The 12920-nt window shown below is 67.4% G+C and carries 13 protein-coding genes; 4 read left to right on the plus strand and 9 right to left on the minus strand.

Annotation, left to right across the window (positions count from 1 at the left end):
- Positions 1–164: 164 nt before the first annotated feature.
- Positions 165–344 carry a Flp family type IVb pilin gene (locus AACZ75_RS03970; RefSeq protein ID WP_339871374.1) on the minus strand — a complete coding sequence of 60 codons (180 nt, stop codon included), beginning with the start codon at positions 342–344 and terminating at the stop codon, positions 165–167.
- A 256-nt stretch (positions 345–600) separates the two neighbouring features.
- On the opposite strand from AACZ75_RS03970, the gene AACZ75_RS03975 reads away from it, so the two are divergent.
- The 3 genes from AACZ75_RS03975 to AACZ75_RS03985 are packed head-to-tail and all read left to right on the plus strand — an operon-like array spanning position 601 to position 2125.
- Positions 601–1011: a pilus assembly protein N-terminal domain-containing protein gene (locus AACZ75_RS03975; protein ID WP_339871375.1), complete on the plus strand. Its 411-nt coding sequence runs from the start codon at positions 601–603 to the stop codon at positions 1009–1011.
- Positions 1012–1031: 20 nt separating this feature from the next.
- Entirely contained in the window at positions 1032–1583 is a 552-nt protein-coding gene (locus AACZ75_RS03980) for a TadE/TadG family type IV pilus assembly protein (protein ID WP_339871376.1), read from the plus strand.
- Entirely contained in the window at positions 1583–2125 is a 543-nt protein-coding gene (locus tag AACZ75_RS03985) for a TadE/TadG family type IV pilus assembly protein (protein WP_339871377.1), read from the plus strand. Before AACZ75_RS03980 ends, AACZ75_RS03985 begins: the two co-directional genes overlap by 1 nt.
- Here the strand turns inward: AACZ75_RS03985 and AACZ75_RS03990 are convergent.
- From AACZ75_RS03990 to AACZ75_RS04005, 4 genes are read right to left on the minus strand one after another with little or no spacing between them, the layout of a single operon-like run.
- Positions 2113–3429, minus strand: coding sequence for a chorismate-binding protein (locus AACZ75_RS03990; RefSeq protein WP_339871378.1), 1317 nt, complete (start codon positions 3427–3429; stop codon positions 2113–2115). The two genes, AACZ75_RS03985 and AACZ75_RS03990, sit on opposite strands and share 13 nt — an antisense overlap.
- Positions 3426–4205: a tyrosine-protein phosphatase gene (locus tag AACZ75_RS03995; RefSeq protein WP_339871380.1), complete on the minus strand. Its 780-nt coding sequence runs from the start codon at positions 4203–4205 to the stop codon at positions 3426–3428. Before AACZ75_RS03995 ends, AACZ75_RS03990 begins: the two co-directional genes overlap by 4 nt.
- A 54-nt stretch (positions 4206–4259) precedes the next feature.
- Positions 4260–4562, minus strand: coding sequence for a transcriptional regulator (locus tag AACZ75_RS04000; RefSeq protein ID WP_339871381.1), 303 nt, complete (start codon positions 4560–4562; stop codon positions 4260–4262).
- A 2-nt stretch (positions 4563–4564) separates the two neighbouring features.
- Complete coding sequence (locus AACZ75_RS04005; protein ID WP_339871383.1) at positions 4565–5191, minus strand: hypothetical protein; 627 nt, start codon at positions 5189–5191, stop codon at positions 4565–4567.
- Between the two features lie 100 nt (positions 5192–5291).
- Here AACZ75_RS04005 and AACZ75_RS04010 point away from each other — a divergent pair, with 100 nt between their 5' ends.
- Positions 5292–6050 carry a methyltransferase domain-containing protein gene (locus AACZ75_RS04010; RefSeq protein ID WP_339871384.1) on the plus strand — a complete coding sequence of 253 codons (759 nt, stop codon included), beginning with the start codon at positions 5292–5294 and terminating at the stop codon, positions 6048–6050.
- Here the strand turns inward: AACZ75_RS04010 and AACZ75_RS04015 are convergent.
- The 4 genes from AACZ75_RS04015 to AACZ75_RS04030 form a co-directional block, all read right to left on the minus strand.
- Positions 6043–7488, minus strand: a complete 1446-nt coding sequence (locus AACZ75_RS04015; protein WP_339871385.1) for an AMP nucleosidase — start codon at positions 7486–7488, stop codon at positions 6043–6045. The two genes, AACZ75_RS04010 and AACZ75_RS04015, sit on opposite strands and share 8 nt — an antisense overlap.
- Before the next feature lie 67 nt (positions 7489–7555).
- Entirely contained in the window at positions 7556–8413 is an 858-nt protein-coding gene (locus AACZ75_RS04020) for an alpha/beta hydrolase (RefSeq protein WP_339871386.1), read from the minus strand.
- A gap of 71 nt (positions 8414–8484) precedes the next feature.
- Positions 8485–10527, minus strand: a complete 2043-nt coding sequence (locus AACZ75_RS04025) for an AsmA family protein (protein ID WP_339871387.1) — start codon at positions 10525–10527, stop codon at positions 8485–8487.
- Between the two features lie 143 nt (positions 10528–10670).
- A complete protein-coding gene (locus AACZ75_RS04030) occupies positions 10671–12800 on the minus strand; it encodes a S9 family peptidase (RefSeq protein ID WP_339871388.1) in 2130 nt (709 codons plus the stop codon).
- Positions 12801–12920: the final 120 nt, after the last annotated feature.

Below are 12920 nucleotides of genomic sequence, written 5' to 3' on the forward strand. Positions count from 1 at the left end.
CCTGACCCCCAAAACGCAGGATCACAATCGCCCATGTGGGTTAAGGTCGGGTCGCCAGGCGTGGTTACTGGACGTTTACTTGAATTCGTTGGCGGGTCCGACAAGCGAAAGGGCCGGAGCGTTTCCGCTCCGGCCCTCCCGGTTTCAAGACGACTGTCGGGGCCTTAGGCGCCGGCGGTACCACCCATGCCGGTCACGACGGCATTGAATTTGGTCTTGATGGTCGAGCCCAGGGCGGTCACGGCCGAAATGATCACGACGGCGATCAGGGCGGCGATCAGGCCATACTCGATGGCCGTGGCACCGGATTCATCCGAAATGAAGCGCGAAACGAAGTTGGTCATGGTCAGTATCCTTCTTTGAGCGAGCAGTCGATTTCCACCAGGAGGGCCATCGGTTTGCCCGCTTGACCCCTACTTACATTCCGACAATGCAGCACCTTGATTAAAGTCGAGTAAAGCGTCCACGAAATCTCTGTCAGTTTTCAGTTACACTGCGTTTACTATACCACCCGACCGTTTCAGACTTTGTTGAGGTTTGGCAGGCACCTTCGTCCGCGTCGCCTCGCGCGCGCCCTCGATAAAGTGGAACCCCGCCGCCATGTCCCGATCCGTCGCCACACGCCCCCTCGCCCGGCTGGCCGTTCTGGCCGTCGCCGTCCTTGCCCTGCCGGGGCTGGCCCTGGCCCAGGCCCAGCCGCTGAACGTCGGCATCGACCAGTCGACCCGGGTCCAGCTCCGCGGCCCGGCCGGTTCGGTCATCGTCGGCAATCCGCAGATCGCCGACGTCACGGTCGTCGACGCCAACACCCTCTACATCACCGGCAAGGGCTACGGCGTGACCGAGATCGTCGCCGTCGACAGCATCGGACGCACCGTGTTCCAAAGCCAGGTCGTCGTCACCGCCGGCAGCGGCGCCGGCCAGGTCCGCATCTGGCGCGGTGGCCAGGCGACCGAAATGGCCTGCGCCTCATCCTGCTCGCCTTCGCTCCGCGCGACCCCGACCCCCTGATCGCCGGAGCGAGCGTCGCCATGATCCGCCCGCGCGCCCCGCTTCGGTCCGGCCTTCGTCGGCGCACCGGTTTCTGGCGCGCCCGCGACGGATCGACCGCGGTCGAGTTCGCCATGGTCGCCCTGCCCTTCTTCTTCATGATGTTCGCCATTCTTGAGCTCGGCCTCGTCTTCGTGATCGACTCGATCCTCGACAACGCCACGGCGGAAACGTCCCGGCTGGTCCGCACCGGTCGGGCCGAGAGCTCGGGAATGACGGCGGAACAGTTCAAGACCACCCTGTGTGGCCGCATGAGCATATTCCAGGCCGACTGCGACGCCCGGGCGACGGTCGATGTCCGGGTCATTCCCAATTTCAGCACGCCGAACCCGCCCGACCCGATGGCCTCCGGCAGCTTCCAGACCAGCGGGCTGGGTTATGACGACGGCAGCGCCGGCAGCACGATGCTGATCCGCGTCTGGTACAAACAGCCGCTGGTGACCCCCTTCATGAACGAGGGACTGTCGCGATTGAAGGACGGCTCGGCCTACCTCACCGCCACCGCCGTGTTCCGCAACGAGCCGTTCAACTGATGGCCGCCGCGCGCAAATCCCTGTTTGCCCGACTGCGTGACGATCCGCGCGGGGTGTCGGCGGTCGAGTTCGCCATGCTGGCACCGGTGATGATCGCCTTCTATTTCGGCCTCGCTGAATTCTGCCAGGGCTATATGGCGCAGAAGCGGATGGGCCATGCCTCGGCCGTGGTGGCCGACCTCGTAGCCCAGAGCGACTCGATCAAATCCAGCCAGATGGCCGACGTGTTCAAGGTCGGCGACCTTGTGATGAAGCCCTTTTCCAGCGCGCCCCTGCAACAGCGGGCCTCCAGCCTGACCCGCGACGCCAATGGTGTGGTCAAGGTCGACTGGAGCCAGGGCGCGGGCATGACGGCCCGCACAACGGGCAGCACGGTCGTCATTCCCGACGGTCTGATCGCCAACGGCGAGAGCGTCATCATGACCGAGGTGACCTATGATTATGACTCGCCGGTCGACTACCTGATGCCGGCGATCACCCGGTTCAGCCAGACCTATTATCTGCGGCCGAGAACCGTCGACAAGGTCGGCTACACCAACTGATCCCCGACCAGGGCCTCGCGCAGGGCCCGGATCTTCGCGGTGGCTTCCTGGAGTTCCGCCTCCGGGGTGCTGTCCGCGACGATGCCGGCCCCGGCCAGGGTGCGATAGTGCCAGACACCCGCGCGCCGCTCGAAGCTGGCGGTCCGGATCAGGACCGAGGCCGTCAGACCGCCGTCGTCGTCGATCAGGAACAGGGACCCGCACCACGGCCCGCGCGGCGGCTCGTGACCGGCGATCACCTTCATCGCCTGGTGTTTGGGGGCCCCGGTGATCGAGCCCGGCGGGAAGGTCGACTCCAGCAGATCGGCGGCGCTGACGCCGGCCTCCGCCATCCCGGTCACCGTCGAGACCAGATGATGCACGGTCGGCAGGCTTTCGATCTCGAACAGCCGCTCGGCCCGGACCGTGCCGGGACGGGCCACGCGCGACAGGTCATTACGCATCAGGTCGACGATCATCAGATTCTCGGCCCGGTCCTTGGCGCTGGCCTGCAGTTCGCGCGCCAGCCCGGCGTCGCGACCCGGGTCGATATCGCGGGCCCGCGTGCCCTTGATCGGCCGCGTTTCGATACGCCCGGTCCGGGCCTCAAAAGCCAGAAACAGTTCGGGCGAGTTCGATACCAGCGCCCGGTCCCCCAGCCGCCAGTAGGCCCCGTAGGCCGCGGCCCGGGCACCGGCGAGGCGCAGCATCACATCGAAGGGTTCGGTTCCCGACGCCAGGTCGCCCCGCCAGGCCCGGGCGATATTGGCCTGGAACAGCTCCCCGGCGGCGATCCGGGCGATCACATCCGCCACTGCCGCGCGATAGGTCGCATCGGAGGCTTCGGCCTCAAACGCCGGGGCCGGGGCGTCCGGCACGGGGGGCAGGATTGCGGTGGCCAGCCAACTCGCCGCCTGCTCAACGGCCGCCCCGGCCGCCCTGGCGTCGACGCCGCGACCGACGGCCCGCACCCGGCGTGTCTGATGATCGAACCCCAGCATCGCCGGATAGCGGGCCAGGGTCAGGTCCGGCCACACCTCAGCGCGGGTACCGGTGGCGGGGCGGGCACCGGCGTCATAGCTGACCAGGCCCACGGTTCCGGTGGCGAATTCAGGCCGCCGCAGGGCGGCGAACGGGGCCGACGCCCCGACCGGGCCGACGTGAATCCGGTCCGGATCGCACGCGACCCACGACCAGCGCCCCAGGGGGCCACCGTCCGAGAGCAGGGCCAGGGTCCCGATCCGGTCGCGCAGTCCGGCGGCGACCGCCAGGGGATCCGTCCACGGCAGGTCCCGCGCATCGACGACGCGCAGCGGGGCGGTCATGCCGACAGGCGCGCGCCGATCCGGTCGCGCAGCGCCGCATCGACCCCCAGGGCCTCCGCCAGATAGGCGTCGGTCGAACCGTAGCGGTCATCGATCGCGACCCAGGCGGCCTGCAGATAGGCGGGCTCCACGCCCATGAAGGCCACGACGGCGTCATGCGCGGCCGGACGGCCGGTCGCGGCCTCCAGCTGTCGGGCGATGGCCGGTGCCCGCGCCTCGAGATCCACCGCAACATTGGTCAGCAGATAATCCTCGATCATGTCATCGGGCCCGACCCCCAGCAGATGGTGGGTCAGGGCCGCCAGCATGCCGGTCCGGTCCTTGCCGGCCGCGCAATGGATCAGGACCGGCCGGTCGCTGTCGGCCAGGGCGCGGAAATACCGGCTGAACAGGTCCAGATGGGCTTCGGCGAACGGCAGCTGACGATAGGTCTCGGTCATGAAACGACGCCCGGACTCCGGGGTCAGGTCCGCGGCCTTCAGGAAGGTGATGTGCGGGGCCTCGCCGACCGCGTCCAGATTGCTCTCGATCACCGTGCCGCTGAAGGCGTCAGGGCGGCGGGACGGTTGTTTGGTGCGCTCAACCGGCCGGCGCAGATCGACGACGGTCCCGATGTCCAGGGCGGCCAGTTGCGCCAGGTCCGACGGGGTCAACCGCGCATGATGGGCCGATCGCAGCAGGTGTCCCGGCCGGACCCGGTTCCCCGCCGCGGTGGCGTAATCCCCATAGTCGCGGAAATTGTCGAGGGCGTCGAAACGAAGAATGCGGCTGCTCATCACGCCTGCATAGACCGCCGGCGGTTCGCTTGGAACCACCGGCGGTCGTTGCGGTCAGGCCTGGCCGGCGACCAGTCCCGACATGGCGTCAAGATAGGCGACAAAGGCCTTGCGGCCCGGCTCCGTCATGCTTGCCCGTGTCATGGGCTTGCGCCCGTGAAAGGTCTTGTTCACGGCGACGTATCCGGCATCCTCAAGCTTGCGCAAATGCACCGACAGATTGCCGTCCGTCGTCTGCAACCGCTCCTTGAGTTCGTTGAAATTGGCGCTGTCCACCCCGGACAGATAGGCCATGATCCCCAGCCGAACCCGGCCGTGAATGACGTCGTCAATCTGGCCGATGTCAAAGTCGGCCATGCTCAGCGCACCTCGGCGGGTTCTTGACGCATCATCACCAGTCCGGGGACGAGGCCCGTCAGGACCATCAGCACGGCAAAGACCAGATAGATGGCAGGATTACCGATCAGGGCACCACAGGCGATCGCCCCCGCGTAGGCGACCAGGCCCACGACCGTCATCCAGCGCTGGGTCGAGAAGGCGGACGAAACCATCCAGGCGGTCCCGTAGGTGGTCGCGACGATGCTCGGCATGGCCCACATCATCTCCCAATTTCCGCTGGTGAAACCGACAGCCATCAGGCTGAGCCACATGACGAAGATGCCGAAACCAAGGGCGCACCACGCGGCCCCGACGGCCTTGTTGCCGGTCGAGCCGGCACCGGGCTTGCGATTGGCCCGACGGACCAGGAAAAACAGGGCGACCGAGAAGGCGGCCCCGGCGGTCAGCCAGACCCACAGCATGACCATGGGTTCGACAACCCAAAGGCCGCTGACGATCGTCCATTGGACCAGATTGGCGGCCCCGAATATCAGGCCGGCCGCCACCATGATGGGGCCGTTCAGCAGCGGGGCCTGCCGCCCCTCCTGAGCCATGGCCCGCATATAGGCGATATCGTCGTGGGCGGTGGAATGGGGGTTGTCGGTCATGATGGTCACCTCGTGTTCACCGCGACAGTGGCACTTGTGCTTTGCGTTGTAAAGCACTTTTCATGCAGCGAGAAAATGCCCGGCGTCGTAGCATCCGACCATGGCCTCATCGATCAATTATCACTGCCTCGCCTATGCCGCACTCGACGTCTGCAACCCACTCGACATGGCCACAGTCGACGCCGCCGTGACCCGCACCGGCCTGCGGCCCGGGGCCCGGGCTCTGGACATCGGGACCGGCAACGGCGCTATCGCCGTCCGGTTGGCCGAGCACTTCGGACTGGACGTGACGGCCGTGGAACGGGACCCGGCCATGGCCGCCATCGCGCGAGGCCGTGTCGACGCATCCCCGGCGGCCGGTCTGGTCAATCTGAGGCAGGCCGGATCCGGCACGGTACTGGCCGACATCGCCCCGCTCGATCTGATCGTCGCCACCGGCACCACCGACCCGGTCGGGGATGGCCGCCTCGAACCCTCCGCGATCCTCGACGCCCTGTCCGGTCACCTGAAGCCGGGCGGCTGGCTGCTATGGGGCGACCTGATTTGGAACGCAGAACCACCGGTGCCGGTGCGTCAGATCTTCGAAGCGGTCAATCGTTTCACGACCCATGAAGGCACCCACGAGGCCGCCCGGGCCGCGGGGTACGAGGTTGTCACGGCCGGGATTTCGCCGCGGGCGGCGATGGATCACTATATCGGCACTGCAGACCGGCAGGCCCGCGCATGGCTGGCTGACCATCCGGACGCCCCCGAGACCGCCGTCGTCCGCGCCTCGGCTGACCGGGTAAAGATCATGTTCGAGTACGGCGGCGACTACGTCGATTTCGGCCTCTATCTGCTGCGCAAACCCCCTATCTGAAGGGGGGCTCGTCGAAGGCGCGCAGCTTGCGGGAATGCAGCTTGTCGCCCTCGGCGCGCAGCAGGTCGACCGCCTGGATGCCGATCTGCAGATGCTCGGAGATCGACCCCTCATAGAAGCGATTGGCCTGGCCCGGCAGCTTGATCTCGCCGTGCAGCGGCTTGTCCGACACACACAACAGCGTCCCGTAGGGCACGCGGAAGCGATAGCCCTGGGCCGCGATGGTGGCGCTCTCCATGTCGATGGCCACCGCCCGGCTCTGGTTGAAGCGCAGCGCCGACTTGGAATAGCGCAACTCCCAATTACGGTCGTCGGTGGTCACCACCGTCCCGGTGCGCAGCCGGCGCTTGACCTCTTCGCCCGGCGCGCCCGAGACCATCTTGGCCGCGTCGTACAGGGCCCGCTGAACCTCGGCGATCGACGGAATGGGAATGTCCGGCGGCAACACCGCATCCAGAACATGGTCATCGCGCAGATAGGCGTGGGCCAGCACATAGTCGCCGATGGTCTGGCTGGGGCGCAGCCCGCCACAGTGGCCGATCATCATCCAGGCGTGCGGCCGGGTCACGGCCAGATGGTCACAGATGGTCTTGGCGTTCGACGGCCCGACCCCGATATTGACCAGGGTGATCCCCTTCCAGCCCGGCGCGGTCAGGTGATAGGCCGGCATCTGATGCTTGCGCCAGGCCGTGTCCATCACCGCCAATTCCGGGTCGGGATTGTCGCGCGTGATCACCACGCCGCCGGCGCAGGACAGGGTCTCGTAGGGACTGTCCGGATTGGCCAGCTGGACACAGGCCCAACGGACGAATTCGTCGACATAGCGATGGTAGTTGGTGAACAGGATGTAGGACTGGACATCCTCGACCGGGGTGCCGGTGTAGTGGCGCAACCGGGCCAGCGAGAAATCGGTGCGCAGCGCATCGAACTGCGACAGCGGGAAGTCCTCGGCCGGGTCGAACAGGCCATCCGAGACCTCGTCACCGATATTGGCCAGATCCGTGGTCGGGAACCAGCGCGCGATCGCCGCCGTCTGGCTGCGGTCCAGCACCACATCCGAGCCGTCCAGCACATAGGGGAACGGGATTTCCTGCTCCGACGGCCCGACCTCGAAGGTCGCGCCATAGTCCTGCTCCAGCAGGGTCAGCTGTTCCTCCAGATAGGTGCGGAACAGGTCGGGCCGTGTCACCGTGGTTGAATAGATGCCGGGCCGCGACAGGCGCGCGTAGGCCCGGATCGGCTGAACATCCAGCCGCTCGCCGAACCAGCTGACACGCAGCTGCGGATAGGCGAACAGGCCGGTGGCGCGGGCCTCGGGCGTCGTGCGCTCGCCGGTGGCGATGAAGGTGCGAACCGCATCCCGCAGGTTGGAGACCGATTGATTGTAGTGGGCTTCGAGGCGGTCCAGTGCCGCCTGGGCTGTCATGGCTTTTTTCATGACCTCCACTAGCGGAACTTTGGGCCCTTGGCGAGACGGTCAGGCTTGCCCGAACGACCCGGCCGGATCAGCCCAGTTCCCGACGGAAGAAGCCGGACACATCGTCCAGCACGGGGGCTTTCTTGCGGAACAGGGGCGAGAAGGTCGCGATCAGGTCGGCATGGTCCAGCCCCGGATAGAGATGGGCCTCCGACCGACCGCCCAGCGCCTGCATCCGGTCATTGAGGATCATGGTGTCGTCGTCATGCACCACCGTGTCGGCGGTGCCGTGACCCAGCCACAGCGGCGGGGCGTCGGCCCGGGCAAAGGTCACCGGCTGCGTCAGGGTCGGGTCCGGCGTCCGGCCGAAGGCATTGACCGAGGCGGGCACGTCGAACGGCAGGAAGTCGTACGGCCCGGCGAGCCCCGCCGCCGCCCGGATCAGGTCGGGGCGCTCGACAGCCGCCATATAGCGCCGGTCGAGGGTGATCATCATCGCCAGATGGGCCCCGGCCGAATGGCCGATCACCCCCAGTCGCCCGGCGTCGCCGCCGTGATCGCCGACCGCCGCAGCCACCGCCGCCGTGGCCGCAGCCGCATCCTCGATGAAGGCCGGGAACAGGACCTCGGGCACCAGCCGATAGTCCGGCACCGCCACGACGAACCCCCGCGCCGCAAGGGCCTGGGCCGCCCAGGCATAGACGCTCCGCGTCCCGGAATCCCAGCCCCCGCCATAGAAGAAGACCAGCGTGGGCAACAGGCCGGTGCCCGGGCCTTCGGGTGCGTGCAGGTCGAAGCGCTGGCGCGGGTCGTCGCCATACGCAAGACCCTGCGCCACCCGGCGCACCCCGGCGTCGCGCGGGCCGAACTGGTTCAGCATCCCCAGCGGCGAACAGGCGGCCACCAGCGCACCGAGTGCGGGGGCGAGAAATCCTCTACGGGTCATGCGATCTCGTCAGGCGATGGGTCAATGCGGCTAGATACGCACGAAACGGCAAAACGGCTCAAATCGCCAGATCATCGGGCCCCGGCGATCAGCGCCCCGCAGTTGGCGTCCCTGGCCAGCCCCGGGTCGATAAAGGGCAGGATCGCCGCCAGCGGATTGACGAGGGCGGCGACCACTCCAGCCAGACCCACCTGCCCGGCCACGGCGGCACCGTCGACCCCCACCTTCGGCGCGACCAGCGCCCCCCTGACCGTGATCGGGGCCCAGACCCGCAGCAGCCGCGGTCGCTTGGTTTCCCCGTCGATACGCAGGTTCAGCGTCTCGGACCCGAGGTTGATGGTGCCCGAGCCCTTGGCCAGCACCACGTCCGTGTCGATGACGAACGTCTTGGCCGTGGCCGTCCCGCCCGACACATCGAAGTCCGCCACGGCACAGCGAATGTCCGTCGTCGAACGGTCGCCCGACAGCAACAGACCGAGGCCCCGCCCGACATTGATGCCCAGCAACTCGGCGAACGCCTTGCGGATCTGCCCCTGTGGCACGACCAGGCTGATCGTGCCCCTGGCCCGGGCGGCCAGATCATGAACCGAGGCCCCCGGCCCCTCCAGTCGGGCCCGGCCCAGCACCCGGCCGGTGACGGTCGGTGCGCCGTTGCGCGCGGGGATGATCGATTCCAGCGGATAGCCGGACAGACGGAAATCGACCTTGCTGTAGGGCACGGTCTCGCGCGCATCGATTCGCGCCGTGCCACTGAGCTCGCCGCGACTGAAGGTGAAGGCGACGGGATCCAGCGTCAGCACGCCGCCGTCCAGTCCGGCATCCAGTCGGACCCGGCGGATTTCCAGATCGTTGCGCTTCACCGAGGCCGCCCGGTAGCTCAGCGTTCCGTCCATCGCCCTCAGTCGGTCCGTCTGCAGCGGGGCGTCCGGCAGCAGGCGACCCGGGGTTCCCGAGGTGACCGTGGTGCCGCCGGCCCCGACCTGCGGCTTCGCGCCCAGCACCGTCATCAGGTCGGCGATATCCAGCGACCGCGAATGCAGCGTGGCCTCGACCCGGCGCCGATCACCGACCCTGTCGACCTTGATGTCGCCCGACAGGTCCGACGAGCCGACCCGGCCGCTGAAATCCCTGAACCGGAACCGGGCACCATCCCGGCTCAGCCCCCCGCTCAGGCGATAGCGCGGCGTATTGGGCAGGGTGATCCCCGTCAGCAGATACAGGTCCGCCAGGTCCTGCCCCTCCAGGCTCAACGTGGCGGTGAACTGACCCAGGTCGAACGGGCGGGTGACCGCACCGTCAGCCTTGAGCCGCGAATTGACCCCGGACAGCTCGGCCGTGAAATCATAGGGGCGATCACGGCGGATGTTGATGAACGGTCCGCCGCGCACGATCAGGGTCAGCGGGGTCCCGTTCAGGGTGCCGTCGCCCTGCAGATGAAACCCGGCCTGTTCGTCCGACCCCTCGCGCGCGGTAACCGTCGCCGCCAGCTTCACCTTGCGGCGCTGTTCGTCCAGCGACAGCTTGCCGTCGGTGATGATCAGCCGCTGGATCGGCGGCAGCTTCATGCCCCGGCCGTCGTCCGGCCGATCCGGATTAAGGGTCCAGCTGGTCCGCCCCTCCCGGTCGGCGATCAGCACCACATCGGGCCGGATGATCGACAGCAGCGGGATTTCGATCTGGCCGACCAACAGACGCCTCAGGCGGACCATCACCAGCAGATCATCGACCCGCGCCGTGTCCTGCGCCCGCGCCCAGTCCGGTCCCCCGATGCGCAGGTCGCGCACCCGCGCCGACGGCGTCCAGCTGAACAGATTGACGTCGAGATCACCGTTCAGCTCGATTTCACGATCATAGCTGGCCGAGGCCCAGCGCCCGATCGGGCCCCGCAGCCAGTTCCAGTCGAACAGCAGCAGAAAGACCACCATGGCCACGATCAGCAGCAGGGCGATAGACGCGGCCCACATCTCCGCCCGGCCGGGGTGCCTGAACGCGCGATAGACCGGATCATTGGCCTGAACCCAGTCCCGCCAGGCGCGGATCCGGGCCCCGGCGGGGATCAGGACGCGCTCACGGATGGCGCTCCAGGGGGACTTCCAGTCCAGGGGTTTGGCCACGTGATCGTCTCCGGCGGAAACCGGTCAACGCCTGACCAACCCTTTTGGCCTCAACCGACACCGGCAAGGCCGGTGCCCCGAAACCGAAACGGGACGCGGACTCGCGTCGCGTCGCGTCCCGTCGCGGGCCAGTCGCGTTCCCGTCAGTCCGCCGGGCGCAGGTAATTGTCCAGCCAGCCGAACACCTCATTGTGCCATTGCAGGCTGTTCTGCGGCTTCAGCACCCAGTGGTTTTCATTGGGGAAGACGAGCAACCGGCTTTCAATCCCGCGCCGCTGCAGGGCGGTGAAGGTCGACAGGCCCTGGGAGGTCGGGATGCGATAGTCCAGCTCGCCCTGGACGACCAGCATCGGCATCTTCCAGTTGCGGACATGGTTGGCCGGATTGAATTCCTGGTAGGCGCGCGGGTTGTCCCACGGCGTGCCGCCATTTTCCCACTCGGTGAACCAGAGTTCCTCGGTGGCGAAGCCCATGCTGAAGGTGTCGAACACCCCGTCATGATTGACGGCGCATTTGAATTCGTCGGGCCAGTTGCCGGCGATCCAGTTGATCATATAGCCGCCGTAGGACGCTCCCAGGGCACAGGCATTGTCACCATCGAGGAAGCTGTACCGGCTCTGGGCCGCGGCCCAGCCCTTCTGCAGGTCTTCCAGCGGGCGGTCGCCCCAGTGCTGGCTGATCGAGTCGGTGAAGGCCTGGCCGTAGCCGGTCGAGCCATGGAAATCGATCATCACCACCGCAAATCCGGCCCCGGCATAGCTCGACGGGTTCCAGCGATAGGACCAGCTGTTGCCGAACGAGCCCTGTGGCCCCCCGTGGATCAGGAAGGCCACCGGATATTTGCGGCCTTCGACATAGCCGGCGGGCTTGATGACATAGCCGTGCACCGTCTCGCCGTTCCAGCCGTCGAAGGTGAACTGCTCGGCCTCGCCAAACATCTTGTCGTCCAGAGACGGATTCACATTGGTCAGACGGCGCGGCATTTCCCGACCACGATAGGTCTTGAAATACAGGTCCGACGGGGCATCCAGCGCGTCGCGGGCGAAGACGATTCCGGACGGCGTCAGCCCGAAGCTGGATACGTGGCCGGGGCCGGTCACCGGGACCACCGCGCCGTTGCGCGTATCGATGGCGAAAATGCGCGTCTGACCGACATCTCCGGCGGTGGCGTACAGGGTGTTGCCGTCGGCCGCCCACTGCAGGCCGCCGGGCGAACGGTCCCAGTTGGCGGCGATCTGGCGGGTCTGGCCGCTGGCCACATCCTTCAGGAAGATGCTGAACTTGTCGGCCTCGAAGCCGGGCCGCTCCATCGCCAGATAGGCCATGGTCCGGCCGTCGGGCGAGAAGACCGCACCAGTATCCCAGGCGGGATTGGCTTCGGTCAGGTTTTCGAACAGCCCGTCACCCGACAGGCCATTGGTGCGCCACAGGTCGAAATTGGTGCTCCACGGCTCGCTCTGGCCGGCCTCACGGGCGGAAAACACCACCGCGTCGCCGTCGGGCGTGAAGGTGAATTCACTTTCGTCGCCGAACGGCTTGGACGGCGTGTCCCCGTCGAAGCCCTTGCTGACCCAGACCGGGTCGCCGCTGGCCTGGCCGTCGTCGCCGATGGCCTGGGTGAACAGGTGATTCTGGGTCCCGTCATTCCAGGTGTCCCAGTGCCGCACGAACATCCGGTCGTAGACCCGGCCGGTCGATTTCCGTTCGGCCTCGGCCCGGGCGCGCTCAACGCTGCAGGCCAGATCGGCGCAGTCCGGAAACACCGCCAGCGACATCACCAATTTGTCGGCGGCGCGGCTCAGCCGATAGGCGTTCACATCAACCGGCAGGTTCGTCACCTGCATCGCCCCGGTGCCGTCGGCCTCGGCGCGCCAGACCTGGCTCGAACCGGACCGGCTCGACAGGAAATAGATGTGGTTGTCCGAACCCCAGCGCGCCGTATTGGCACCGCCGTCGGAGATCGCCAGGCGACGCGGGCTGCCGTCGTCGGCGACCGGGCGGATCCAGACGCTACCCGATCGGCTGTTCGCCTCCACATCGGTGGCGGTGACGGCATAGATCACCCACGCACCGTCCGGGGACACCTGGGGGTCGCCCAGCCGGTTCAGACCGATCAGGTCGCGATAGGTGAAGGCCGTATGGCCGTCCGCGACGGCGGCTGCGGCGGCAGGTGCCGCAACTGCGGCGGGGGCCTCGGCCACGGCGGGCAGGGCGGCGGCGCTCAACAGGGCGGCGGCGCTGAGGCTGGAAAGCAGGAGGGGCAGACGGCGCATGCAGGATATCCTTGGCATCGGTCACAGATCCGGTGCGCAGGGGTAGCACCCGCCTCAGCTACGTCAATGCCGGGCCGTCGCTGGCAAACCCGCACGGACCGCTTGCCCGCCGCGCCGCGA

It is taken from the genome of uncultured Brevundimonas sp. (assembly GCF_963975535.1).
Classification (GTDB): domain Bacteria; phylum Pseudomonadota; class Alphaproteobacteria; order Caulobacterales; family Caulobacteraceae; genus Brevundimonas.